The 25,503-nt window shown below is 38.9% G+C and carries 23 protein-coding genes and 1 pseudogene; 17 read left to right on the top strand and 7 right to left on the bottom strand.

The features are described from left to right. The 4 genes from M3205_RS13035 to M3205_RS13020 form a co-directional block, all read right to left on the bottom strand. The coding region (locus M3205_RS13035; RefSeq protein WP_396105691.1) for an HTH domain-containing protein at positions 1-193 on the bottom strand (193 nt) is incomplete at its 3' end. Between the two features lie 593 nt (positions 194-786). After that, positions 787-2,268: an aldehyde dehydrogenase family protein gene (locus tag M3205_RS13030; RefSeq protein ID WP_251170311.1), complete on the bottom strand. Its 1,482-nt coding sequence runs from the start codon at positions 2,266-2,268 to the stop codon at positions 787-789. Positions 2,269-2,397: 129 nt separating this feature from the next. Then, positions 2,398-3,351, bottom strand: coding sequence for an amidohydrolase family protein (locus tag M3205_RS13025; protein ID WP_251170310.1), 954 nt, complete (start codon positions 3,349-3,351; stop codon positions 2,398-2,400). A gap of 30 nt (positions 3,352-3,381) precedes the next feature. Continuing rightward, complete coding sequence (locus M3205_RS13020; protein WP_251170309.1) at positions 3,382-4,158, bottom strand: IclR family transcriptional regulator; 777 nt, start codon at positions 4,156-4,158, stop codon at positions 3,382-3,384. A gap of 271 nt (positions 4,159-4,429) precedes the next feature. Here M3205_RS13020 and M3205_RS13015 point away from each other — a divergent pair, with 271 nt between their 5' ends. The 7 genes from M3205_RS13015 to M3205_RS12985 all read left to right on the top strand — a co-directional run bounded on the left by M3205_RS13015 (position 4,430) and on the right by M3205_RS12985 (position 10,636). Then, a complete protein-coding gene (locus M3205_RS13015; RefSeq protein ID WP_285886315.1) occupies positions 4,430-5,893 on the top strand; it encodes an aldehyde dehydrogenase in 1,464 nt (487 codons plus the stop codon). A 15-nt stretch (positions 5,894-5,908) separates the two neighbouring features. Then, positions 5,909-6,685, top strand: coding sequence for a 2-keto-4-pentenoate hydratase (locus M3205_RS13010; RefSeq protein WP_251170308.1), 777 nt, complete (start codon positions 5,909-5,911; stop codon positions 6,683-6,685). A gap of 94 nt (positions 6,686-6,779) precedes the next feature. Beyond that, on the top strand, positions 6,780-7,664 hold the full coding sequence (locus tag M3205_RS13005; RefSeq protein WP_251170307.1) for an acetaldehyde dehydrogenase (acetylating): 885 nt from the start codon (positions 6,780-6,782) through the stop codon (positions 7,662-7,664). Positions 7,665-7,682: 18 nt separating this feature from the next. Further along, positions 7,683-8,708, top strand: a complete 1,026-nt coding sequence (dmpG, locus tag M3205_RS13000; protein WP_251170306.1) for a 4-hydroxy-2-oxovalerate aldolase — start codon at positions 7,683-7,685, stop codon at positions 8,706-8,708. Positions 8,709-8,723: 15 nt separating this feature from the next. Next, positions 8,724-9,512: a 2-keto-4-pentenoate hydratase gene (locus tag M3205_RS12995; protein WP_251170305.1), complete on the top strand. Its 789-nt coding sequence runs from the start codon at positions 8,724-8,726 to the stop codon at positions 9,510-9,512. 51 nt (positions 9,513-9,563) lie between these two features. Next, entirely contained in the window at positions 9,564-9,749 is a 186-nt protein-coding gene (locus M3205_RS12990; protein WP_251170304.1) for a 4-oxalocrotonate tautomerase, read from the top strand. Between the two features lie 38 nt (positions 9,750-9,787). After that, on the top strand, positions 9,788-10,636 hold the full coding sequence (locus M3205_RS12985; RefSeq protein ID WP_251170303.1) for a DODA-type extradiol aromatic ring-opening family dioxygenase: 849 nt from the start codon (positions 9,788-9,790) through the stop codon (positions 10,634-10,636). A gap of 70 nt (positions 10,637-10,706) precedes the next feature. On the opposite strand, the gene M3205_RS12980 is transcribed toward M3205_RS12985, so the two are convergent. After that, the gene (locus tag M3205_RS12980; RefSeq protein ID WP_251170302.1) at positions 10,707-11,618 is read right to left on the bottom strand and encodes a LysR family transcriptional regulator; all 912 of its coding nucleotides are present in this window, start codon (positions 11,616-11,618) and stop codon (positions 10,707-10,709) included. A gap of 158 nt (positions 11,619-11,776) precedes the next feature. Between M3205_RS12980 and M3205_RS12975 the strand changes: the two genes are divergently transcribed. Further along, positions 11,777-13,552 carry a thiamine pyrophosphate-requiring protein gene (locus M3205_RS12975; RefSeq protein WP_251170301.1) on the top strand — a complete coding sequence of 592 codons (1,776 nt, stop codon included), beginning with the start codon at positions 11,777-11,779 and terminating at the stop codon, positions 13,550-13,552. 97 nt (positions 13,553-13,649) lie between these two features. Then, entirely contained in the window at positions 13,650-14,702 is a 1,053-nt protein-coding gene (locus M3205_RS12970) for a TRAP transporter substrate-binding protein (protein ID WP_251170300.1), read from the top strand. Between the two features lie 56 nt (positions 14,703-14,758). On the opposite strand, the gene M3205_RS12965 is transcribed toward M3205_RS12970, so the two are convergent. Both M3205_RS12965 and M3205_RS12960 read right to left on the bottom strand, forming a co-directional pair. Next, positions 14,759-15,538, bottom strand: coding sequence for an IclR family transcriptional regulator (locus M3205_RS12965; RefSeq protein ID WP_251170299.1), 780 nt, complete (start codon positions 15,536-15,538; stop codon positions 14,759-14,761). A gap of 25 nt (positions 15,539-15,563) precedes the next feature. After that, the gene (locus M3205_RS12960) at positions 15,564-16,340 is read right to left on the bottom strand and encodes an IclR family transcriptional regulator (protein ID WP_251170298.1); all 777 of its coding nucleotides are present in this window, start codon (positions 16,338-16,340) and stop codon (positions 15,564-15,566) included. Positions 16,341-16,471: 131 nt separating this feature from the next. Between M3205_RS12960 and pobA the strand changes: the two genes are divergently transcribed. From pobA to M3205_RS12920, 8 genes and pseudogenes are all read left to right on the top strand, one after another. After that, positions 16,472-17,692 carry a 4-hydroxybenzoate 3-monooxygenase gene (gene pobA, locus M3205_RS12955; RefSeq protein WP_251170315.1) on the top strand — a complete coding sequence of 407 codons (1,221 nt, stop codon included), beginning with the start codon at positions 16,472-16,474 and terminating at the stop codon, positions 17,690-17,692. A gap of 288 nt (positions 17,693-17,980) precedes the next feature. Further along, positions 17,981-19,036, top strand: a complete 1,056-nt coding sequence (locus tag M3205_RS12950) for a TRAP transporter substrate-binding protein (RefSeq protein ID WP_251170297.1) — start codon at positions 17,981-17,983, stop codon at positions 19,034-19,036. Positions 19,037-19,056: 20 nt separating this feature from the next. Then, on the top strand, positions 19,057-19,629 hold the full coding sequence (locus M3205_RS12945) for a TRAP transporter small permease (protein WP_251170296.1): 573 nt from the start codon (positions 19,057-19,059) through the stop codon (positions 19,627-19,629). After that, positions 19,619-20,923 (top strand): TRAP transporter large permease, encoded by a 1,305-nt coding sequence (locus tag M3205_RS12940; protein ID WP_251170295.1) that lies wholly within the window; start codon positions 19,619-19,621, stop codon positions 20,921-20,923. Before M3205_RS12945 ends, M3205_RS12940 begins: the two co-directional genes overlap by 11 nt. A gap of 58 nt (positions 20,924-20,981) precedes the next feature. Further along, complete coding sequence (locus M3205_RS12935; RefSeq protein ID WP_251170294.1) at positions 20,982-22,334, top strand: aromatic ring-hydroxylating oxygenase subunit alpha; 1,353 nt, start codon at positions 20,982-20,984, stop codon at positions 22,332-22,334. Further along, positions 22,331-22,855: an aromatic-ring-hydroxylating dioxygenase subunit beta gene (locus M3205_RS12930; protein WP_251170293.1), complete on the top strand. Its 525-nt coding sequence runs from the start codon at positions 22,331-22,333 to the stop codon at positions 22,853-22,855. The genes M3205_RS12935 and M3205_RS12930 overlap by 4 nt, the downstream gene beginning before the upstream one ends. 108 nt (positions 22,856-22,963) lie before the next feature. Further along, positions 22,964-24,115, top strand: a pseudogene (locus M3205_RS12925) (IS3 family transposase). A gap of 565 nt (positions 24,116-24,680) precedes the next feature. Continuing rightward, positions 24,681-25,487, top strand: a complete 807-nt coding sequence (locus M3205_RS12920; protein ID WP_251170292.1) for a GNAT family N-acetyltransferase — start codon at positions 24,681-24,683, stop codon at positions 25,485-25,487. The last annotated feature ends 16 nt before the right edge of the window (positions 25,488-25,503 follow it).

The raw sequence follows: 25,503 nt of genomic DNA, 5'->3' as shown, positions 1-25,503 counted from the left end.
CCTTGCCAATCACCTCTAGATCAAAGCCTTGTTCAATAAAGATTTGCGATGGTGTTTTCCCACTTTTGTATTCCGCCACTGCTTTTATCTTAAATTCAGAACTATAGGAGATTGACCTCTCAGAAGCCTTCAAAACATTAGGATTCTTTTCAAGCTCTTTCATTTGGAATTCATTATAAATATTCTTACTCATGAAAAATCCTCCGCCCTATTGATTAAATCTATTGAAACACAAAAAACCCCAGAAAGGGGCACTTTTTTATAAGTGTCCAGTATCTGGGGTATAGTTCAATGAACTCAGGGAGGCTCTTTCTTTTCCCAATGAAATTCCGGATGTAAATCCTATCTTAGTCAATATTTTAAAATGGAGGATAGGGAGAAATGGACATGCAGCTGAATTGTGAAAGGGAAGAACATTTTAGGATAGTAATTTGAAATCTGAGAAAGAGCAATAAAAGAACTATTAGATTTTTGATAGATTTGTCGTGTCCCATGCTTTTTAGATATGCAACCCCCGTATATAACAAAGAGGCTTCAATAAGGTTTGAAGCTCATGGAATTGACAGTGACCTTGGCCGCTATGAACTTCTTAGCTGATGCTAGACATCAATACCAGCGTCTGCTATTAGCCCAGTGATTGAGGGCATGAAATGGAGATGTATGTGTGGAATGAAATCAACCTGTCTGCCAAAAAGGAGAATGGGCCAGACATCTAGACTAAAAAGCAGTGTGGAAAAGCGATATTAAAAATAGAAAACGGACTTCTATGCCCGTTTTCCAAATTCATTAAAATGGATAATGTCTTTCTTTAGTTTGTATCGATACCCATTTGGTTACTGTAAATTCCTCAACAACCCATGGATTCCCGAATCTGCCTAATCCGCTAGCTTTATTTCCACCAAATGGAATATGTGGTGCGTCATTTACTGTTTGATCATTCACATGTGTCATTCCACTATCAATTTTTAGCGCTATTTCTTCTCCTCGATTAAGGTCCGATGTAAAAATAGCAGAGCTCAACCCATATTCTGTATCATTGGCCATTTCAAAGGCTTCTTCATCTGAATCAGCCTTAATAATAGTTGCTATAGGAGCAAATAATTCAGTCTGAGCAAGGTTGCTGGCATTATCTACATTTGTAAAAACAAAAGGTGTTATAACATTCCCTATCCGCTTGCCTTCTAAAGCTAGCGTTGCTCCATCTTGCTTTGCAGTTTCAATATACTGAATTGCCTTTTCTAATTGGCGTTCGTTGATAAGCGGGCCTATCACCGTATTAGGGTCGGTAGGATCTCCATATGGCAATGATTTTGCACGATCAATAAATTTTTCTGTGAAATCATCATATATATCTTTATGAACGATAATTCTATTTACAATCATACATATTTGTCCCTGGTGGATGAACTTGCCGAATATCGCAGCGTTTACAGCCTGATCAACATTTGCATCAGAAAGTACAATTAGCGGGCTGTTGCCACCAAGCTCCAAAGCGACTCTTTTTAAATTTCTGCCAGCAATTGCCCCAATATGACGGCCTACTGCAGAAGATCCAGTAAAGCTGATTAGTTTTGAATGCGGGTCAGTCAACATATTGTCGCCAATTTCATTTATATCAGTTAATACAATGTTAAGAACTCCATCTGGAAGTCCTGCGTGTTCAAAGGCTTTTGCTATAATTGAACCGCCAGAAAGTGCAACTTGGATATCCGGCTTATGAACAACGCTGTTACCAAGTGCGATGGCAGGTGCAATAGTTCTCATTGAGAGATTCAATGGAAAGTTAAACGGAGAAATAGAGGCGATGACCCCTAGTGGCAAGCGATGGATGTGGTTTAGCTTTTCATCAGATCCTGCTACTTCTCTTACCTTATTAATTTCGTCTGCAAATTTAATAGATTCTTCCAGGAATTCTGTGGCAAGATGCAACTCTATATTGCTTTTGAGTACAGTACTCCCGGTTTCTTGTTGGATAATTTCAGTAATTTCTTTGCGATTATTTTTTAAATAGTCTGCTGCCTTTGAAAGGACTTCTCTTCTTTCCTCCACAGTAGACAAAGCCCATTCCTTTTGTGCTTTGCTGGCAATTTCGAAGGTTTCTGCCAGCTGATCCTTCGTCGCTAGTTTAACTGTGGTTACAACACTGCGGTCATACGGGTTTAAAATATCATAAATTCTGCTGCTTTTTCCTTCAGTCCAAACTCCGTTAATAAAGCTTTTGCTAGTATCTTCACTGATGAGGTTGTTAGTTCTAATTGATTGCTGCATTTCATTACCCCTTTTCTCGGAAATGGCAACGCTTACATGGTTGCTTGCAGTTTAGTATATCAACCTGGATTTATAGTGAAAATAGCAATATTGCGCTATATGAAATTCATAAAAAAATATTAGCATAGACTAAAGGAAAGCTGAAAAGGTTTCCAATAAAGATGATGCCCCTGCAGTGTTCTTATACTTGGGAGGGGTTTCACTTAAATCAAAGGGGTAATCTGATCCTGGAACAACTCTATTCTCTCCGACAGTTTTCACCAGGAAATCCAAACCTGAAGAGTTCCATAGTACTGAATCAAACCAAAAGCGTTTTATATATTGAGAAGGAGGTGCTTTCAAGTTGGAGGATACCTGATCCCATTGTTCATAGCCTTTATCAAGCCGACCAATTTGGTAAGGCAGAAAACCTCCTCCATGAGCAAATAAAATCTTAACATCTGGATATTTATCAATCATTCCGCTCAGTAAAATATCTGTTGCACACACAGTTGTTTCCCAAGGGACCCCAATTAGATTTGGCATCATTTTTGTTTTAAGTCTAGGATCCTCGCTCAATAGGGGATGAATAAACAGAATGGCTTTCTTGCTGTTGGCCATTTCAAATAAAGGTGAAAAGAATTCATCCGAAAGCATTTTGTCGGATAGACCTGGTCCGATAATTGCGCCTTTCAACCCCAGATTCATGGACCTTTCCAATTCAGCAGCAGCCATATCGGGATTGTTCAATGCCACAGTTGCAAGAGCAGATGTTTTTTCTGGTGCTAAAGATGCCAGCATAGCTAGCGCTTGATTATATATATTAGAAATCTCTGCTGTAATTTCTTGAGGGAACTCGTACATAAATAACTGAGGAATTGGTGATATCAAAGAGTGAGTGACTCCGGCCATGAATTGTTTATTACTATATAAATCAAAATGATAAAATTCAGGCTTTAACTCAAAGCCCCATTTATTATTGATAATTAAAAATTCATCTTTATCAGGTGATTTTTTTACCCGCTCTGCCTTTAATGCTGTTTGATTCTCTTTTATCCAATCCAGGACCTCCTGTGGAATAAAATGTGTATGGAAGTCGTGCATAATAATATCTCCTCTCTTTTTATAAAACTATTATTTCCAATAACCCATTCTGCTGGATATTTCATTGGCTGCACTGATAACTCTCTTTGAATAACCTTTTATTTTGCTCTGCTGAATTCTTTGTTTCGGCCCTACAATTGCTAATGCAGCAATTACTCTGCCCTTATAATCATGGATTGGTGAGGCTATAGAATTTACTCCTTCAAGATACTCTTCATTGCTCCAGGAATACCCTTGCTCTTTAATTTGCCTTAAGTGGGATTTAAGTTTCTCAGGTTTTATAATGGTAGTTTTAGTATGCTGTTCAAGCCCTTTTTGAAGAACAGTATTAAAAACCTCTTCATTTGCATGGGCAAGCAGGACCTTACCAGAGCTTGTACAGTAAAGGGGATTTCTCCTGCCTACATGCGTCAAAAATCTCACAGGATGATTGCATTCAACTTTTTGCAAATATATGACTTCATTGTTGTCTAAAACTGAAATATGGGCGGTCTCGCCCAACTCCTGTACGATTTTATTCAAGACAGGCTGTGATTCTCTATAAATATCCATCTGGCTGTTAACGATACCACCGAGTGAAAGTATAGAGAGCCCTAACCGATACTTTTTGCTTTCAGGATCTTTAAACACAAATCCTTCACTGGCTAATGTAGACATTGTTCGGCTGACTGTGCTCTTGTTAAGTCCAAGTGAAGCAGAAATATCACTGATTTTCTTTTCTGGCTCGTCCATAGAAAAACATCTCAAAATACGCAATGCATTCTTTACAGATGAAAGGTAGTTTTCTTCATTTGTCTGTATGGCCATTTCATCTCCTCCTTTAAGTTGCTATATGTTAAACATAGTTGCTTTATAGTGGAAAATATATCAAAGAAAATTACAAATGAAAAGATAATTTATTTTAAAATTTTGAAAATTTAGAGTTAAAATCTTGTTTCGCAGGAGTTTCAAGAGTTTTATAAAGGTTTCAAAAATTTGCACCTTGTTGCATATAGAGCAATTACTGTGTTGTGAGACATAAAAGTACGAGTTAACATAAAATTGTGAAAATTAAAAAGTTATCTGGGAGGACATCATTTTGCAAACAAAAGCTAAAATCAAATCGATTAATTGTCAGCATTTTATTAACGGCCAGTTTGTCGAATCCAAAAATCAAAGAACATTCGAAAATATTAACCCTGCAACGGAAGAGGTTTTGGGAACAGTCTCAGAAGGCGGAAAGGAAGATGTGGACTATGCTGTAGCAGCAGCTAGAAGAGCTTTAAAAGGTCCATGGAAAAATACCACATTGCAAGAGCGTTCAAAAATACTTCGCAGAATTGGGGATCTGATTCTTGAAAGACAGGAGGAGCTGGCACACTTGGAATCCTTGGATACGGGAAAACCATTTGGTCTAGCAAATAGTATTGATATTCCAAGGGCAGCATACAACTTCCACTTTTATGCTGATTATATTACTTCGATCGGAACTGAAGCTTATCAGCAGGATCAGCAGGCACTTCATTATTCATACCGCCGTCCGGTAGGGGTAGTCGGTATTATTAAGCCATGGAATCTGCCATTATTGTTGCTTACCTGGAAATTGGCACCATGTCTGGGTATGGGCAATACCGCTGTCATTAAGCCTGCAGAGTGGACGCCTATGACCGCTACAGTATTAATGGAGATTTGTAAACAAGCTGGTGTTCCTGATGGAGTTGTTAATCTCGTTCACGGGTTTGGACCTGATTCTGCAGGAGGTGCGATCTCCGAACATCCAGATATTGATGCTATTTCATTTATCGGGGAACCTGGTACAGGTTCAGCTATTATGAGATCGGCATCCGATTCATTGAAAAAGCTTTCTTATGAACTTGGGGGGAAGAACCCTAACATTATTTTTGCTGATGCCGAATTGGATGAAGTAATAGAAACAACGATTAAATCCAGCTTTGTAAATCAAGGGGAAGTTTGTCTTTGTGGCTCGCGGATATACGTGGAACGGCCAATATATAATGAATTTGTCAGCAGGTTTGCTGAAAAGGTAAGAGCTCTTATAGTTGGTCATCCTTTAGATGAAGATACAAATGTTGGGGCCATGGTCAGCAAAGAACACTATGATCGGGTAATGGGATATGTTGAAATCGCCAAAAAAGATGGAGGGACCATTGTAACAGGCGGTAAGCGTCCAGATGGATTTGAAAAAGGATTTTATCTTGAACCTACCATTATTACAGATTTGAGCCGTAATTCTAGGTGTATCCGCGAAGAAATCTTTGGTCCAGTTGTTACAGTTACCCCATTTGATATTGAGGAAGAAGTAATCATGCAGGCTAATGATACTCATTATGGGTTAAGCGCAACAATTTGGACTAGGAATTTAAAGCGTGCCCACCGTGTTTCTCATCAAATTGAAGCAGGTATTATCTGGGTTAATACATGGTTCCTGCGGGATTTGAGAACCCCATTCGGAGGAATGAAAAATAGCGGTATTGGAAGAACTGGCGGCATGCACAGCATTGATTTTTACTCTGAACTTTCCAATATAACCATCAAATTGTAGGAAGGAGAGTATTTCATGGGTCCAAAGATAAAACACTACGCAGCTCAGCTTTCCGTGGCCGAGTTATCCGGTATCGGGGTCTTGCCAATCACTTCCGATAACGCCGAAATTACTATTGAAGAGGCTTATCAAATTCAGCTTGAGAATATTAAGAGAAAAGTTGGAAACGGACAAAAAATTGTCGGCAAAAAAATTGGTTTAACATCCCTTGCTATGCAGCGGCTCCTCGGAGTGGATGAGCCAGACTATGGCCACTTGCTTGATAGCATGGTTGTTGAGAATGGAGGAAAAGTTTTAATCGAAAAGGTTCTTCAGCCTAAAGTGGAGGCGGAAATAGCGTTTGTATTAAAGGAGGAATTAAGGGGGCCCAATGTTACAGGTATAGACGTAATTAAGGCAACAGATTATATTGTTCCTGCATTAGAGATTGTAGATAGCAGAATTAAAGATTGGAAGATTAAACTTCCTGACACAGTTGCAGATAATGCTTCATCCGGCTTCTATGTTTTAGGAGGGAAGCCAGCAAGGCTTTCGGAGATTGACCTGGAATTAATCGGAATGGTACTGACGAAAAATGGGGAAGTATCTAATACAGGAGTTGGTGCAGCAGCTTTAGGTAATCCGATCAATTGCGTTGCATGGCTTGCAAATAGATTAGCAGATTTTGATATTTCGCTTAAAAAGGGTGAGGTAATTCTATCAGGAGCTCTTTCTGCAGCTGTTGAAGCTCAGGCAGGAGACTCTTTTACAGCGCGATTTGCTCATATTGGCCATGTTAGTGTTCATTTTTGATAGTTTTTTATCCTCTTCCGGGTTACACCCCGGGAAAGGACAGTTGAGTTGCGTTATCCAGAGTATTATTTCTCAATAAAGAAAGGGGAGCGTTATGACCAAGGTTAAAGTTGCAGTATTGGGTTCCGGTAATATAGGGACAGATTTAATGTTAAAGCTCCATCGTTCTAAAGTGCTTGAACTTACAACAGTTATTGGGATCGATCCTGAGTCTGATGGGCTAAAAAAAGCTAGGGAGCTTGGCTATCAAACAATTAATAATGGAATAAAAGAGTTCCTTGAAAGGCCGGAATTGGCAGACATCGTATTTGATGCCACATCTGCAAGAGCGCATGTAAGACATGCAAGGCTGTTGAAAGAAGCTGGAAAGCAGGTTCTGGATTTAACACCCGCAGCAGTAGGCCCATTTGTGGTTCCTCCTGTAAACATTTCGGAGCATTTAGACTCAAACAATATTAATCTGATAACCTGTGGTGGACAAGCTACAATACCAATGGTTCATGCCATTAATAGTGTGCAGCCTGTAGAGTATGCAGAAATTGTTGCCACAATCTCTTCCAAAAGTGCAGGTCCGGGTACTAGGGCAAATATAGATGAATTTACTCAAACTACTTCCAGAGGAATTGAAAAAATTGGCGGGGCAAAAAAAGGAAAAGCAATTATCATATTAAATCCTGCAGAACCTCCCATTTTAATGAGAGATACCGTTCATGTATTAGTAAATGGAGAAAAAGTTTATGAGGAAAAGATCATTGCTTCAATTAAAGAAATGGAAAGGCAGGTTCAGTCATATGTTCCAGGTTATCGTTTGAGACAGGAGCCAATTTTTGACGGCAATAAGGTAACTGTTTTTCTCGAAGTAGAAGGCGCAGGGGATTATTTACCTAAATATTCTGGAAACCTTGACATCATGACGGCTGCAGCCGTAAAAGTGGCTGAAGAGTGGGCAAAGAACAAAATCAGCAAGGTTATAGTCTAAGAGAGGAGAGGGCCAGAAATGACTCTAAACAGAGATATCTTAATAACAGAGGTAGCGTTGCGTGACGGAAGCCATGCAGTAGGGCACCAATTTACAGTTGAACAGGTTACACAAGTAGCCCGTGGATTGGATGAAGCAAATGTCCCTTTCATTGAAGTGACTCATGGCGACGGTTTAGGCGGTTCATCTCTGCAATATGGTTTATCGCTGACCAATGAATTGGAGTTAATTGAAGCAGCTGCAGCTTCGGTTACAAATTCTAAAATAGCTGTGTTGCTATTGCCTGGAATTGGAACAATGCCGGAGTTAAAAGAAGCAGCCCGGTTAGGCGCAAAGATGGCTAGAATCGCCACTCATGTTACAGAAGCAGATGTTTCACCACAGCATATTGCATTGGCAAAAGATTTGGGCATGGAAACGGTAGGATTTTTAATGATGTCTCACATGGCGCCAGCAGAGAAGCTGATTGAACAGGCGAAGCTGATGGAAAGCTATGGTGCGGACACAGTATATGTAGTGGATTCTGCAGGTGCCTTGCTGCCGCATGAAGTGACAGAAAGAATTCACGAACTGAAAAACAGTCTATCAGTCAATATTGGATTTCATGGCCATAATAACCTATCTTTAGCCATGGGAAATACTCTTGCTGCAATTGAAGCAGGGGCTACCAGGATTGATGGGAGCATTCGCTGTCTTGGTGCAGGGGCAGGAAATACACAGACTGAAGTGCTTGTTGCGGTATTGGATCGGCTAGGAATCAAGACAGGTATAGATATATATAAAATGATGGATATTGCGGAAAATTTGGTAGCACCAATTTTGCAAAAACCACAGGAAATTACCAAGGATAGCCTTGTCCTTGGATATGCAGGAGTATATTCCAGCTTTCTCCTGCATGCACAGCGTGCTGCAGCAAAATTTGGAATTGATTCACGTGATATCTTGATAGAACTTGGAAAGAGAAATGTGGTCGGTGGCCAGGAAGACATGATAATTGATGTAGCAGCTGAAATATCAAAGCGAACCCTTGGTGCCAGCGTCTGAAAAGGAGGAAACTTAATGCCTAATCAAGAATATAAGAAGATTGCTGAATATTTAGTAGATGCTGAAGTGGGAAAGCGTGAAGTAATAAAGGTCACGGCTGAAATTAAGCCGGATCTTACAGTTGAGGAGGGTTATTTAGTTCAAAAGGAGCTGGTAGGTATTAAGCTGGCTGAAGGAAGAAGGATAGTAGGACCTAAAATGGGGTTAACGAGTCAGGCGAAGATGAAACAAATGAAGGTCGATGAACCGATTTATGGTTATGTATTTGATTATATGCTCATTGAGGATGGAGGAAGTTTACCTCTCCATGAACTGATACATCCGAAAGTGGAAGCTGAAATCGCATTTTTGATTGGGGAAGATATAACGGGTCCTGGAGTAACTGGTGCCCATGTTCTGGCTAAGACAGAGTATGTACTCCCGGCACTGGAAATTATTGATAGCCGTTATGAGAACTTTAATTTTACCCTCCCTGATGTAATCGCTGATAATGCCTCAACATCACGTGTCGTATTCGGTACTTCATTAAAGAAACCTGAACAATTAGAACTGGATTTGATAGGTGCCACTTTATCAATCAATGGTGAAATAAAAGATCTGGGTGCAGGAGCTGCGGTTCTGGGTCATCCTGCAAATTCAATTGCCATGCTTGCAAATATGCTTGCAAGAAAGGGAGAAAAAGTGAGAAAAGGTGATGTAATTCTAACTGGGGCACTAACCGGGGCAAGTATGCTGACAGTAGGCGATTTTGTCAGCGGCAAATTTGACGGTCTCGGTGAAGTGACATTCACAGTAAAGGAATAGGAAACCTGCCAATTTTTTAAGCAAAATATATTTAGAAGGAAGATGGAAGTTATGCCGATTATCAATATTCAAATCATTGAAGGCAGACCAAAGGAAGTGGTCTCAGAACTAATTCAGAATATTACAAATACAACTTCAGAAACATTGGGTGCATCAAAAGAAACTGTAAGAGTGATAGTGACAGAAATTCCTAAAACGCATTGGGGAAAAGCAGGTAAGCCCATGTCAGAACAATAAAAAAGATGAAAGACCCTTTACTAAGGAGGATGAGATAGATGACCATTGAACTAAGTTTACTCGTACCCCATGTTCCAAGTATGTGCCATGAAGACCAGGCTCCCGACTTCCAGCAGCCAATGGTAAGTGCAATGAAGGAAGTGGCTAAAGATATTGAACAAATTAAACCGGATGTGATTGTGCTGGTCTCATGTCACTGGCCGTCAACATTTTTTCACTATGTTGATGGCACACCAGTTCATAAGGGGACTTTAACTGCAATAGAAGCACCTGACTTAATAAAAGATGTTCCCTATTCATATCCAGGCGATGAAGTGCTGGCGAATGAATTGGTGAGTGCTGGAAAAGATGCTGGTCTTCAGGTGCAATGTGTGAATGATCCATATTATATATGGGATTATGGAAGTGTGGTGCCTCTAAGATACCTTGTTCCGAAAGAGGATATCCCAGTCATTAACCTTTCAGTTACCTTGGCTGCAAGTATTGAGGAAACCTATCAATGGGGGCAGGTTATTGCAAAAGTACTGAGTAAAAGCCAAAAGCGGATTGTATTTGTTTCGAGTGGTGCCCTATCTCATAATCTAGTTAGAGGAAGGCATAACAAGCCAACTATTGCAGAACATGCTCTTGATAAGCAGTTTATAGAGTTTGTAATGAATCGTGACTATAAATCTGCTTACCAGATGCTTCCTGAATATGCAAGAATGGCAAAAGTCGAATCGGGTGGACGCCATTTGGCGATGCTTTTAAGTATGCTGGAAGATAATTGGACCCCATCTTATTTGGCAGATGGTCAATCTTCAGGAAGCTGGAATGCTCTTATAACATTTGAAAAGGCAAATGTATCATTCAATGGGGAGATTGCAGAACGGGAATATGTAAACTAACTAATGAAAAAAAGCTGTGAATATGCGGTTTACACAGCTTCAATAATGCATGTATTCAGCTTTTAATCTTTTAGTCAATTAAGTTATTTGAGAAGTTTGGGTTATTCCTATTGAATGTCTCCAGGAAACATTTGGCGATTTGTGATAAATAGCCGTTTTTAAGCCATATTGCATAAGTACCTGTAGTGAGATGGCAATCATTAATAGAAAGAACTTTAAGGTTATCCCGGGAGTAGGATGTTGAAGCGGATAAAGGAAGTATTGCTGCACCTACTCCAGACTCTACTAATGATAATAGGATGGTTATATTTGGAGACTCTGCAACAATTTTAGGCTGTAACCCTCTTTTAACAAATTCTTCAAGAAGCATTTCATAAATACCTTCTCCGTTTACTCTATGCAAAGCTACTAATGGCAAAGTAGAGAGTTCTTCTAAAGTAACAGAACTGGATTTTCTTCCTAATGGCCACTTATTAGGCATTATACAAACAAAATGTTCTTCTTCGATTGAAATATATGAGAAATTTTTCTTTTCTATTGGGGAACGAACAATTGCAAGTTCAATTTGCCGATTAAGGATATAATCGGATAAGCGAAAAGGATCTCCTTCCCATATCTTAAATGTGATGTGAGGGTAATGTTCCTGAAAGTGGTGAATTCGTTCCGGAAGATAACATATACAAGAAATTGCTGTTCCGATATTGAGAGTTCCACGCAATCCTCCTCCTGTTTCTTTTACCTCAGTGATAATATCATCAAAGTTATATAAATGCTTTTTTCCCTTTTTGTAAAGAACTTCCCCTGCTTCAGTTAATTCAAGTGTTCTTCCATTACGAATAAGCAATTTTGTCCCAAGCTCTTTTTCTATATTTATTAACTGTTGGCTTAGGGGGGGCTGAGCCATATTTAACTTTTTAGCTGCAAGTGTAATTTGTCCTTCTTCTACAATTGTGATGAAATATTTGAGCTGCCTTAAATCCATATAAACCGCCCCCTTTTTTTATCTATACTTTTAAAGTATATAATTATTAGAAAATTGATATTTTTCATATATTTTATCATGTGATAGGATTTGATTAAACAGTAATGTAAACGCTTGAAAAGAATTGCATATAAGTTGTTACAAAAGGAGGAATGACCATGAGTGTTCAGGGAGTGAAAAAAGAGACAAGCGTGCCTTCAGATTATAAGACAATACATACAACAGCAGACGCTATGCTGGAAACATTACAGGAAAATGGCGTGAAATATATCTTTGCCAATTTAGGAAGTGACCATCCTGCCATCATTGAAAGCTTTGCGAAAGCTAAATATGAAAATAAGGACACACCTCAAGTTATTACTTGTCCTCATGAATTTGTTGCTATGAGTGCTGCACATGGATATGCCATGCTGACTGGAGAGCCGCAGGCGGTTATTGTTCATGTTGACTGTGGGACACAGAATCTGGGAGGGGCTATCCATAATGCTGCAAAGGCAAGAATACCAATTTTGATTTTTGCCGGAACTTCGCCTGCTACCCAGGAGGGGGAACTAAAAGGAAGCAGAAATGAGTATATTCATTGGCTGCAGGATTCGTTTGATCAACGGGGAATCGTAAGAGGATATGCAAAATACGATAATGAAATACGAACTGGCAAAAATATTAAACAGATGGTAACTCGCGCAATGCAAATTGCGAAGAGTGATCCAAAAGGGCCGGCATATTTAATGGCTGCACGTGAAGTGATGGAAGATGAAGTAGAAACTTACAAAATTGACTTAAAAAGATGGGGAAGCATATCTGCTGCGGCTATCCCTGATGATAGAATACAAGGAATAGCGGGCAGGCTGCTGAAGGCGGATAAACCTTTAATTGTTACTTCGTATTTAGGAAGGAACCAAAGAAGCGTACAGGAATTAATTAAGTTATCTGAAAGGCTGGCAATACCTGTACTTGAATCAGTACCAAGCTATATGAATTTTCCATCTGATAATCCAATGCATATCGGTTATACATGGAATGAACAGGATCAAAATGAGCATTTAGCAGAAGCTGATTTTATTCTTGTACTAGACAGCGATGTTCCCTGGATACCTTTTAAAAATAAACCCTCAGAGAAATGCGATGTTGTAATAATTGACATTGATCCATTAAAAGAAGATATTCCACTTTGGTATATTCAGGCTGAGGGGTTCTATAAAGCAGATTCTTTCACTGCCCTTTCTCAAATAAATTCCTATCTTAATCAACATGAAAGAATAATCGATGAATCATCTGTTTCAAAAAGATATAAAACTATTTTAAAAATTCATCAGGGGCAAAGGCGGGAATGGAAAGCTGCTGAGTATTCATTCAAGGAATCAATCATTACACCTGAAATGCTGACAGGGTGCTTAAGGGAGGTACTTAATGATGAAGATATAGTCATTTGTGAGGCTATTACAAATTTTTCTACAGTTACCAGACACCTTCCCAGAAATAAACCTGGCACTTATTTTAGTCCGGGAGCAAGTTCTTTAGGCTGGAGCGGGGGAGCAGCATTTGGTGCAAAACTTGCTGAACCTGACAAATTGGTTGTTGCTTTGACAGGTGATGGAAGTTTTATGTTTAGTAATCCAACTCCTTTGCACTGGATGTCAGGAAGATATGAAGTTCCATTTTTAACGATTATTTATAATAATGAGGGCTGGACAGCTCCTAAATACTCTACTTTAGGAGTGCACCCAAATGGCGTTGCACAGCAAACAGATGAATTTTTTGTTAAATTCAATCCTGCTGCAAAATACGCTGATATAGCTAAAGCTGCAGGCGGGACATTTGCCTATACTGTAAAAAAGCCTGAAGAAGTAAAAGATACCCTGCTAAAAGCAATTAATACTGTTAAGCATGAAGGAAAGTCAGCGGTGGTGGATGTCAGACTGCCACAAGGCTGACTTCGAAATTAAGGACAAGTCTTGTACTGGTGTGGCATCAACAGAATTGTTGTCCAGTTTGAAAGGCTTTACCAGCCATAAAAAGGGGTGGAATGCAGTGGGAAAAAAGAAGCAAATGATTAGAGGTATTAGTATCTTAGGAGTTGCAAGTGTATTGACTATTGTATTAACAGCTTGCGGCGGTTCTTCCGTAACAAGAGGAGAAGAGAAGTCTATTGATCTGGCTGTGTCCAGTTTTATGCCAAGCCAGCATCCGCAGCATACGGATGTAGTTGAGCCATTTTTGAAAGAGGTTGAAAAAGCAACTGAGGGAAGAGTCAAAGGGACAGTTTATTCAGGAAGTGCCCTGGGTAAGGCAAATGAACAATATGATTTGGCTGTAACCGGTACCGCATCTATGTCAATGGCACTTCATGCTAATACCCCAGGAAAGTTCCCTTTAACTAGTGTCACAGAATTGCCTTTTATGGGAGAAAATGCTGTAGATGGTACCCGTATTTTCTGGTCATTGTTTGAAAAGTTCCCGGAAATAGCTAAAGAACATGAAGAAACTAAAATCGCCTGGTTATTTAAAAATGATGCAGCTCAAATTTTCACTGCAAAAAAACCTATAAAGAAAATGGAAGACTTAAAAGGGCTAAAGATTCGAACCCCTTCTCCTGCTGGAACTGCTATTCTTGAAAAATTTGGAGCGACCCCTGTATCCATCCCGATGGATGGGGTATATGAAGCTATGCAGAAAGGAGTCGTTGATGGTGCTTTAGCACCTGCATCGGTGATAACAAACTTTCAACTATCTGATGTCACAAAGTATATTACCAAAGGGGATTTTTATACGAGCAGCTTATTCATGGTTATGAACAGGAAAACATGGGAAAGTATTTCCTCTCAGGATCAGGAAGCTATAGAGAAATTAATGGGGGAATCAATGGCAATGAAGGCAGGCGAATCCTATGATGAAGACGGTGAGCTCGGGTGGAAGCAAGCAAAGGAAGCGGGTATAGAAGTTTATGAGCTTTCTGATGATGAAAAAGCTGAATGGGAAAAAGCTCTGCAGCCGATTTATAGCAAGTGGATTGATGAAATGGAAGCCAAAGGGCTTCCTGGAAAGGAAGTCTATGATGAAGCTATACGTTTGAAAAATCAATAAAGATTATCCTTATATATGCACCTGTCCAGCATAGGGCAGGTGCATATATCGTTCTGTTATATATTTAAGGTCAGATTTTTTATTGTTTCAGAAAGCACATTTGCAGCTTTCTTTACAATTTTCGCTAGTTCATGTGCCCTTTGTGGATTAATTCTGGAGGATGGACCTGCAATGCTTATTGAATAATATGCTTTTCCAGGTTGTGAAAAAACAGGAGATGCAATAGATGAAACACCTTCGTGCATTTCTTCTCTGCTAAAAGCGTAGCCCTTCTTTCTAATATGAGAAAGTAATAATATAAATTCTTGTGGATTTGTGATCGTGTTAGCAGTTAACTTTGTCAATCCATTTTCAATTAATCTTTCAATCACTTCTTCAGGCTGGAAAGCAAGTATCGCTTGTCCTGAGCTTGTACAGTGGATGTAATTTTGCTTGCCGGCATGTGAAAGAAGGTGTACGTAGTTTACAGCATCCATTTTCTGCAGATAGATAACTTTATTACCTGTTAAGGTAGATAGATGTGCTGTTTCTCCCGACTCTTTGACCAGCTGCTTTAGAATGGGAGAAGAAAACCTGCATATATCATATTGGGACTGTATAGCGGCTCCTTTAGCTAGAAGTGATGATCCGAGCCGAAAGTTTTTAGAAACAGGATCTCTCGCTAGGAAACCTTCTAGCATAAGTGTATATGTTAAGCGAAAAATGGTGCTGCTGCCTAGACCCATTTTTCTGCTAAGGTCACTTAAACTTAGTTCTGGCTCCTCCATTGTGAAGAGATTTAATAGCCTTAGTGCATTTTTTAAAGAGGAAACTCTTTTAGAAGGCACACTTTCCATTGATTTGCTACCCCCTTATGCATTGTCAGATACCTGTTCCCAAATACCCCAATTTGTCAGAAATGACCTCAGCTGTCTTAATAATTTCCGAAGTGATTTCTATTATCTTACTTTCCGTAATTCTTTGCCTTGGACCTGCCACGGTAACTGCTGCCATTACATTACCGGTATAGTCTCGAATAGGTGCAGCGATGCTCACTGCATCTATATGAAGGACATCTATACATATTGCATACCCATTTTCTTTTATGTATTTAAGTTCTCTTAAAAGGTCGTCTTTGTTAATAAAACTATTAGGTCCCCTTTGCGGAAGACCTTTTCCAATTACTTCTGTAATTTGTTCAATAGACTGGTAAGCTAATATAATCAGACCAGAACTAGTGCAGACAGCGGGGTTGTCTTTGCCTATATAAGAATGGAGTCTTACTGGGTGCTTGCAGTCGTGTTTTAGTAAATAGACGATTTTGTCATCTTCCATAATCGAGACGTGAGCTGTCTCTTGAATTTTGTTTACAAGTGAATTTAATGGTTCAGCAGCTTCCCTGGTAATTTCAAGATGGGTAGTAAGGAGACCAGCTAATCGTAAAAGGGATAGCCCCAAATGATATTGTCTGCCGGATTTTTTCAGAAATCCTTCATCGGCCAAATCAGAAGTTAAGCGGCTTACTGAACTTTTGGGTAAGTTTAATTCACGGGATATCTCAGTTATACCCCAAATAGGCTTTTCCTTCGTAAATAATTTAATAATGGCCAGTCCATTCTGTACTGAATACAATAACTTCTTCGACTTGCTTGAAGCCAAATGAATCATCTCCAAAAAAATCTGCGTTGTTCCATATAGAAGAAAAAGTTTCTTCTATTCAGAATATTCTTATTATAACATAGGATTTGAAAGCGTTACCATTTAAATTGAAAATAAAGGAGATTGATAATTTGCGCACACAAATAGGAATCATAGGAGCTGGACCTGCAGGATTAATGTTGTCTCATTTACTACATCTGCAGGGTATTGAAACAATTGTTATTGAGAAGAGGTCAAGGGAAGAGATTGAAAGCACAATTCGTGCAGGGGTTCTGGAACAGGGGACAGTTGATTTACTGAATGCATCTGGAGTAGGAGAAAGAATGATGAAAGAGGGTGATATTCATCAGGGGATAGAGTTGCAGTTCAAAGGAAAAAGGCATCGGATCAACATGCAAGAATTGACTAACGGCAAAAAGGTAACTGTCTATGCCCAGCATGAGGTCATTAAGGATTTAGTGGGTGCAAGGCTTCAGGCAGGAGGAAAAATAATTTTTAATGCTGAACACGTAAGTTTACATGATATCGACACAGGAGAACCTAAGATTCGTTTTAGAAAGGAAGGAATGAATTATGAGGTAGCTTGTGATTTTATAGCTGGCTGTGATGGCTTTCATGGGCCAAGTCGACAGGCAATTCCCAAAATTCTCCGGAATGAAAAGCAGAAAGTTTATCCTTTTGGATGGCTTGGTATTTTGACTCAAACCCCGCCGGTAAATCCAGAATTAATTTACACAAACCACGAAAGGGGATTTGCTCTAATTAGTACGCGTTCACCCGAAGTGCAGCGTCATTATCTTCAGGTTGATCCGAATGATGATTTAAAAAATTGGTCAGGTGATCGCATTTGGACGGAACTTCATGCTAGGGTTGATAGTGAAGATGGATTTAAAGTGAAGGAAGGACCAATCATACAAAAAAATATTGTAGCAATGAGAAGTTTTGTTTGTGAAACTATGCAATATGGGCGATTATTTATTGCCGGAGATGCAGCACATATTGTACCGCCTACAGGTGCAAAGGGACTAAATCTTGCAATCTCTGATGTATATGTGCTTTCAAATGGTCTAGTGCAATTTTACCAATCGGGTAAAAAGGAGATTCTTTGCAGATATTCTGAGATTTGTCTGAGGAGAATCTGGAAAGCACAAAGATTTTCTAATTGGATGACAACTATTCTTCATCGTGATGTAAATCATTCATCCTATGAGTATCAAGTTCAGCTTGCTGAGCTTGATTATGTAACATCTTCTAATGCTGCTTCCACTAGCCTGGCTGAAAACTATGTTGGTCTTCCTTTAGAAATTCCGGATAATAATAGTATAATTTTTTCTGAAAGTTTATTAGTTTAAGGATATTTTTTCGCTCATAACGAGGGTATATCACACTCGTTATGAGTTTTTTGTTTAATAAAATAATATTTTTTCATTTCGTTTCACATAGAGCAACTAGAGTCTTGTTGATAGATAAACATTGAAATAACATAAAAATAAGAAGATATAAATAATTTGGAATATTCAAAAACCAGAAAAGGGGGCATAATCAGTAATATAGAGGTTATTTTAATGATTGGAATGAAAGCGTTTTATTTATAAAAATCTATTTTTATAAAATTTTAATAGTTAGAAAGGAGAATAGATATGAAAATATATAAAAAGTTTTCACTTGCGATTTTATTGATGTTACTGTTACTGGTTTTTGCTGCATGTTCAAGCAGTTCAAGCAATGAGGCTGATGCTAATGGGACAGTGGTGGAATTGAAAATGGGGCATATGAATTCACCGGATCATGTTCAAGATAAATTAGCTATGACACCTTTTAGTGAAGAGGTTGCTAAGGTTACAGAAAATAGGGTGAAATTTAAAATATACCCTGGTGGAGCCTTAGGAGGTCCTAAAGATACTTATGACAATATAGTTACAGGGATCATGGATGCCGGTTGGGGACTACAGGGGTATAATGCAGGAAAATTTCCAATTCATTCAGTTCTTCAGCTTCCATTCCTTACTGGGGGAAATGGTGCTGAATTAAGTGTTGTAGCCCAAAAACTGTATGACACATTCCCGGAAATTCAGAAAGAGTATGAAGATGTAAAACTGTTATGGGTACATGCTGCTGATCCGTATGCAATTATTACAAATGGAAAAGCTGTACGAAGTTTTGAAGATGCTAAGGGCTTAAAGTTAAGAACACCCTCCGTTGAAGCTGGAAAAATGATTGAGTCATGGGGAGCAACACCAGTTTCACTTCCTGCTCCGGAGATTTATGATGCTATGCAAAAGGGAGTAATTGATGGTGGCGTTTTGCCAGTTGCAGCCATTAAAGATTTTAACTTATTTGATGTAGTTGATTATGTTACACTTGGGGATTTTAATACAAGCATTTATTACGTTGCAATGAATAAGAGCAGCTGGGATAAGATTCTTAAAGAAGATCAAGAAAAAATTGATGAACTAATTGGCGTTCCAATGGCAGAAAAAGCCGGTGCTGCATTCGATAAACAAAAAGAACTGGCAGAGAAAGAAGCGAAAGAAGGAGGAACGGAGTTCATTTCCTTATCTGATGAGGATTTACAGAAATTTAAAGATGCATCAAAAGGTGTATCGGGAAATTGGATATCAGAAATGAAGAAAAAAGATATCGATGGTCAAAAAATCTATGATGAGACGATTAAGTTAATAGAGAGTAAGCAGTAACAAACCGGGAGGTGGTATCAATGGAACAACCAATACAAAAAAATATCTCGGTGGGCAAGGTAATTCCCAGCGAGCTTTCTTTTTTTCAAAAATTGACACTTTTACTAGAAAAACTAACTCTTATTACAAACAGCATCTTGCATACAGTCTCCAGCATATTGCTTTTCGCCTTAATGTTTCTAACTGCAGCAGACGTAATAGGAAGATACTTCTTTAATAGTCCGATAACAGGAACATATGAATTAACCGGTCTGGCACTTGCATTAATGATTTTCTTCAGTCTTGGCTCGGGTCAGATATTCAAGGATCATATTGAGATTGATTTTTTGACAAGTAAAATGCCTAATAAGGTTCAGGAGCTATTGAGAGGAGCTGCTTCTCTTATTCTGTTCATCCTAATGTCACTGACAACCTGGCAATTATTCGAATACACCAAAAGAACCTGGCAAGGAAATGAGTTAAGTGGAGATTTAGGATTACCGCTGTATATTTTTATAGGTTTAACAGTAATTGGTGCTATTTCTTTTACCCTGACTTTTCTATTGGATGCTTTTCAGTCATTCATAAAGGCGGTGAATAAACATGAGTCCTGAGACAATTGGTCTCATTGGTATTTTGTTATTGCTCACTCTGATTCTTTTAAGGGTATCAGTAGGCCTTTCACTATTCCTTGTTGGTTTTTTAGGTGTTTCATGGTTGTCTGATTGGAGTGTGGGTTTGTCGCAATTAGGTTCTTCTGCATTTGGATCTGCCAATAATTATGGTTTAAGTGTGATCCCACTCTTTATTTTGATGGGAATGTTTATGTCAAATACAGGTTTAGGAAAAGATCTTTTCGTTGCCGTTGATAAGTGGATTGGCCATTTTCGAGGCGGGCTGGCAATTGCAACAGTTGGTGCAGCTTCCATATTTTCTGCAATTTCTGGCTCATCGAATGCCACAACAGCAACATTATCGAAAATATGTATTCCAGAAATGAATGAATATCAATATAAGAAAACTTTTTCTACTGCTGCAGTAGCTGCAGGCGGTACATTAGGAGTTCTCATACCTCCGAGCGTACTGTTGATAATTTACGGTGCACTTACCTCTGAACCCATTGGGCCATTATTAATAGGTGGTCTTGTGCCTGGTATCTTAATGACCCTTTTGTTTATGCTGATGATTAATATACAAGTGCGTTTAAATCCTGAAATAGCTCCAACGAAACAGGTCGTTTCTACCACAAAAGAAAAATTATCTTCTTTAAAAGGCATCTGGCCGTTTCTGCTAATTTTTGCAATAAGTATCGGCGGTATTTATTTCGGAGTATTTACTCCAAGTGAAGCAGGGGGTATTGGTGCACTAGGAGCATTTGTGCTTACTATTCTAACTAAACGTTTGAAATTCAAAGGCTTGTTATCCTCTTTGGATGAAACTCTGAGATTGACAGTTATGCTATTTTTGATATTAATTGGGGCAGCTTTATTTGGGAAATTTTTAGCCTTAAGCCAAATTCCAATGTATTTAACTACGCTGGTAGGAGGACTTGATGTATCTCCTTACGTAGTCTTGGCTTTAATCCTGGTTGTTTATTTCATATTAGGGATGTTTCTTGAAGGTATTGCCATAATGACACTAACTCTGCCTATTGTATATCCAATTATTTCTCAATTGGGCTTTGATGGTTTGTGGTTTGGCATCATTATGATAATGCTTATTAACATTGGCGTATTAACTCCGCCTCTTGGGTTAAGTGTTTATATAATTAGCGGGGTAGTGAAGGATGTTCCGATTGAAAAGATTTTCAGAGGAGTAATCCCAGCAATTTGTACAATGGTAGTGTTAACTATTATCCTAATAATTTTTCCAGAAATAGTAACATTCTTGCCAAATATGATTAAGTAAATTCAGTAAAAGTGATAAGTAAATATTAATATACCTGGATGAGGGGGGATCCTGTGAAATGATAAAAAAAACATTGGACGAAAAGGCATTTCAGTTATTAAAGGAAAAAATGGACCAGGGCTTGTTTCCGCAATGGGTTCTTACAGATCCAGATATTTATGAACTGGAAATTGATAAGATTTTTGGACGCACTTGGCAGTTTCTTGCTCATGAAACAGAGCTTGAGGATCCAGGAAGTTATGTAACCAGATGGATGGTTAATGATCCCATCCTGCTTGTGAAGAACAGGCAAGGTGAGATAAAAGGTTACTTAAACTCTTGCACCCATCGGGGGACACAGCTTTGCACGGCTGATCATGGAAATAAAAAGACCTTCACGTGCCCTTATCATGGCTGGAGCTATAACTTAGATGGTGAATTAATTGGAATTGTAGCAGGTAATAAGGTTTATGGAGAAGAAATGGATAAATCGGAGTGGGGTTTAAGAGAAATTCCCCAAGTGGCAAGTTATCAGGGAATGATCTTTGGGTGTCTGGACCCTGCTGCAATGCCATTGGAAGAATACTTAGGTGATATGAAATGGTATTTTGATATATTGTTAGGCAGAAGTGATGGAGGAATGGAGGTAAGAGGTCTACCGCAGCGCTGGGTTGCAAAGGCAAACTGGAAAGCAACTGCTGAAAATTTTGCTGCAGACCCCTACCATGTTCAGACAACTCACAGGTCGACAGTCGAACTTGGAATTAGCCCGGAAGATCCCCTTTATGCGGGTTATGGTCATCAGGTAGTTACAGAAAATGGACATGGCATAAATGTCATAACTTCTAAAACAGGTAAGGCTAGAGTTCCGTATCAGGGTACTCCAGAATCAATGTGGCCGATGTTTAAAAAGAACCTGACACCTGAGCAGGATGATATTCTTTCAAAAGTGACCGTTTTTGTTGGAGGAGTATATCCAAATCTTTCATTTGTCAGCCCAATACATGGAACTGAAGGACATCTGCATAATTATTTGAATTTTAGAATGTGGAGACCTATTGGTCCAGAAAAAGTGGAGGTCTGGTGCTGGTTTCTTATAGACAAGGCAGCTCCTGAAGAATATAAGGAAGCTGCTTATAGGGGATATTTAGGTTCCTTTGGACCTACTGGCACGCTTGAGCAAGATGATACAGAAACGTGGGCCCGGATTGTTGAAGTCAGCAAAGGGCTTATGATGAGGGATAAACAATTAAATTATAATAATGTCAGCAATTATTTAATGGGATTTGATAGGGTAGAGCCAGATGAAACCTATCCAGGGCCGGGAATCGCCTATCCTACCACTTATATAGATGCTATATCGAGAAGTATGCATGAAAATTGGTTTAAGTTAATTTCAAAAGACCTCCTTTTAAAGGAGGCGGTAAAATGAATTCAGGTTTATCAATACCAATAACTGCCCAATTGCAAATGGAGATAATCAGTCTCCTTAACATGGAAGCCTATTATTTGGATAATGGAAAATATAAAGAGTGGCTAGACCTATTGTCAGATGATCTCATATATAGAATGCCGCTCAGGGAGACACTCGAAGGAGTAAGAGCAGATAATGTTTCCAAAGATGCTTCATTCTTTGAGGAAACTAAGAAGTCGCTAACCACAAGGGTAAATCGTCTATATACAAAGTCCGCATGGGTTGAGAATCCGGCCACCAGGCAGCGTCATTTTATATCAAATATTATGGTTGAAAGCATGGAAAATACTTCTGAATTTAAAGTGAGAAGTTACTTTTTATTTAAAAGGAGCAGAGGGTCAACCCATGATATTGAACAGATGTTTGGCGAGAGAAATGATATTGTAAGGAAAGAGGGTGACCAGTGGAAAATTGTATCTAGAACAATTATTCCAGATCAATCTGTAATTACGACAATGAATATGAGCATGTTTTTATAATAAAAAGCCACTCAAGACACTCTAGAGTGACCCAGTAAAATGAGACAAGGAATAAACACCCCCTGAATCGTATTTAATATCTATACGATTTTTGGAGGTGTTTTTCTTATGGGGACAAGAGTTCATTATCCAGAAGAAATAAAGTGGGAAGCGATTAAGTTAAAGCAAAAGGGATTAAGCAATCAGGCAATTATGGAACAGCTGGGAATTAGAAATGTTTCACAAATCAAAGCTTGGATGAAATGGCATAGAGAAGGTCAGGTTCATCGGTTTTCTCAGCCCGTAGGCAAACAATACACGTATGGTAAGGGGCCAGACGAATTAAGTGAAGTAGATGAACTAAGAAGGAAGAATAAACAATTGGAGATGCAGATGGATATTTTAAAAAAGTACCAAGAGATAGAAAGGAGCTGGAGCCGTAAGTCGTATTAAAAGTCGTAGAGGAGCTGTCTTCTGTGTATTCTATAATCAATATTTTAGGTACCTTGGAAGTACCAAAAGCTACGTATTATCGGTGGAAGAAAAAGTATATTCACACCATAATGAGTCCATTAGAAAAGCTTATAGTACATCTTTGCGAGGAAAATCATTTTCGTTATGGTCACCGGAAAAGTAAAGCTCTTCTCAAACGAAATCATCGGGTTGAAGTTAATCGGAAGACAGTCCAAAGAATTATGCAAAAATACAAAGTGCAATCCAGATAAAGGTGAAGCGACCTAAGTACTTAAATGGAGAAACCAATATTATTGTTGAAAACTTATTAAATCGGCAATTTAGAGCAGATAAGCCGAATGAGAAGTGGGTCACAGATATTACATATCTGCCTTATGGTCCATCAATGGTCTATCTGTCGACAATTATGGATTGATACAACAATGAAATTGTAGCGTTTAAGGTGAGCACAAGCCGGGAAACTCAATTGGTTTTAAGCACCCTTCGGGAAGCTCTAGAAAAAGAAAACCAGCTGAAGGAATCTTGATTCATACGGATCAGGGGGCTGTGTATACCTCCTATGCGTTTCAGAATATGGCAAAAGAAAACGGCTTGATCACAAGCATGTCCCGAAAGGGAAACTGCCATGATAATGCCGTCATCGAATCCTTTCACTCCTCGCTAAAGTCGGAAGGATTCAAAGATCAAAAAAGATCTTCTCTTTCTCATTGTAAGTTAGTAAATATCGTAAATCAATATATGAGTTATTATACCGAGATACGCATTCAGGCAAAATTAAACTACCTGTCCCCTATTGAATATAGATGACAGGCAGCATAGGTGTTTTTTCTAAGTCTCAAAACCGCGGGTCAGTCCAACTCTTTAGTGGTTTTTTCAATTATATTGCACAAGTAAAATTATAGTTATTTTAGTATTTATATTGCATAAAAATTAATTATTTTTATTAAAAATACAATTTCCTATTGTTTAATAAGTAATTCATCTTTTAATATTTTCTTGAAGAAGGATTGCCTTAATTAAAAAAGGCTCTTTTCGCAAAGTTTGTTGCTATTTGAATTATATTTACTGAGTTGATTGTAGCAGAAGGTGCGAGATCCTCGAAAACGCAATCGCATTTTATTCGTGCGGTGTTTACTCAAGGAAGTTTATCAACATCCTGCGGGAGTAGCGGGACAGGTGAGACCCCACAGGCGCGTAGCGTCGAGGATGCTCAGCGCCCGCCCGCGATTCGCTGAGCATCCTGGTGCTGCAATCAACGGGCAAAATATATAAGTAAAAAACAACAATTTTTACGAGAACAGCCTAAAAAAAGACTTTTATACTAAAATAGTAATAAACTAAATTTTATCGATTTTAAGGAGATGGGTAGGTAATGAAGCAAGAGGCATTAGCATCACTGGTCATTAAAAACCTTCACACAGTTAAGGATCTTGAAGCTGTATACGAACTTGAAGCTGGAATATGGAGTGTAGAAGAAGCTGTGCCAGTTAATCATACAGTGGCGACGGTGAAAAATGGCGGGTTTGTGTTAGGTGCGTTCGTGGGAGAGAAGCTGATCGGATTTCAATACAGTTTTCCCGGTTATGACGGCACAAAGGCATATCTTTGCTCCCACAGCCTGGGGATTCACCAGGAGTACCGCGCATTGGGAATTGGGGAAAAGCTGAAATATGCTCAAAAACAGACCGCTCTTGAAAAAGGCTATGATCTCATTTCCTGGACATACGACCCTCTAGAAACTGTAAATGCCAATCTCAATCTTCATAAGCTCAGGGCTGTATGCACTCAATATACTGAGAATGCATATGGCGAAATGTCAGATCAGATGAATGCCGGCATACCATCTGACCGATTTTTGGTGGAGTGGCGAATTCTAGATGAAAGCCCTGTGCGCCAATTGTCTGCTGAAGTTCTGCCAAGGGCAATAGAAATTGAGGTTGCTGATGGATTGAGTACCCCTGAAGGTGTGAATTTGGAATATGAAAATGAAAAGATTCTTATTCCGGTCCCAGGAAATTTTCAGGACATTAAAAAGAGGGAATTTGAATTGGCTCTAAAATGGAGAAAGAGCACGAAAGAAGCGTTTGCTCATTATCTCAGCAAAGGCTGGATTGTAACAGATCTTATAAAGGACGAAACTGCGGAAAACCAATACTTATATCTCTTAGAAAAGAGATGAAGTCGGGAGAATGGGA

The organism is Cytobacillus firmus (assembly GCF_023715565.1).
In the GTDB taxonomy this organism is placed as follows: domain Bacteria; phylum Bacillota; class Bacilli; order Bacillales; family Cytobacillaceae; genus Cytobacillus; species Cytobacillus firmus_C.
Note: the sequence above shows the minus strand (reverse complement) of the source record. Positions and strands in the feature narration are given on the sequence as shown.

Bases quoted from the DNA above. Each gene is read 5' to 3' on its own strand.
- M3205_RS13030 (WP_251170311.1), bottom strand. From the start codon at position 2,268: ATGCAGCAATCAATTAGAACTAACAACCTCATCAGTGAAGATACTAGC.
- M3205_RS13025 (WP_251170310.1), bottom strand. From the start codon at position 3,351: ATGCACGACTTCCATACACATTTTATTCCACAGGAGGTCCTGGATTGG.
- M3205_RS13020 (WP_251170309.1), bottom strand. From the start codon at position 4,158: ATGGCCATACAGACAAATGAAGAAAACTACCTTTCATCTGTAAAGAAT.
- M3205_RS13010 (WP_251170308.1), top strand. From the start codon at position 5,909: ATGGGTCCAAAGATAAAACACTACGCAGCTCAGCTTTCCGTGGCCGAG.
- M3205_RS13005 (WP_251170307.1), top strand. From the start codon at position 6,780: ATGACCAAGGTTAAAGTTGCAGTATTGGGTTCCGGTAATATAGGGACA.
- dmpG (WP_251170306.1), top strand. From the start codon at position 7,683: ATGACTCTAAACAGAGATATCTTAATAACAGAGGTAGCGTTGCGTGAC.
- M3205_RS12995 (WP_251170305.1), top strand. From the start codon at position 8,724: ATGCCTAATCAAGAATATAAGAAGATTGCTGAATATTTAGTAGATGCT.
- M3205_RS12990 (WP_251170304.1), top strand. From the start codon at position 9,564: ATGCCGATTATCAATATTCAAATCATTGAAGGCAGACCAAAGGAAGTG.
- M3205_RS12985 (WP_251170303.1), top strand. From the start codon at position 9,788: ATGACCATTGAACTAAGTTTACTCGTACCCCATGTTCCAAGTATGTGC.
- M3205_RS12980 (WP_251170302.1), bottom strand. From the start codon at position 11,618: ATGGATTTAAGGCAGCTCAAATATTTCATCACAATTGTAGAAGAAGGA.
- M3205_RS12975 (WP_251170301.1), top strand. From the start codon at position 11,777: ATGAGTGTTCAGGGAGTGAAAAAAGAGACAAGCGTGCCTTCAGATTAT.
- M3205_RS12965 (WP_251170299.1), bottom strand. From the start codon at position 15,538: ATGGAAAGTGTGCCTTCTAAAAGAGTTTCCTCTTTAAAAAATGCACTA.
- M3205_RS12950 (WP_251170297.1), top strand. From the start codon at position 17,981: ATGAAAATATATAAAAAGTTTTCACTTGCGATTTTATTGATGTTACTG.
- M3205_RS12945 (WP_251170296.1), top strand. From the start codon at position 19,057: ATGGAACAACCAATACAAAAAAATATCTCGGTGGGCAAGGTAATTCCC.
- M3205_RS12940 (WP_251170295.1), top strand. From the start codon at position 19,619: ATGAGTCCTGAGACAATTGGTCTCATTGGTATTTTGTTATTGCTCACT.
- M3205_RS12935 (WP_251170294.1), top strand. From the start codon at position 20,982: ATGATAAAAAAAACATTGGACGAAAAGGCATTTCAGTTATTAAAGGAA.
- M3205_RS12930 (WP_251170293.1), top strand. From the start codon at position 22,331: ATGAATTCAGGTTTATCAATACCAATAACTGCCCAATTGCAAATGGAG.
- M3205_RS12920 (WP_251170292.1), top strand. From the start codon at position 24,681: ATGAAGCAAGAGGCATTAGCATCACTGGTCATTAAAAACCTTCACACA.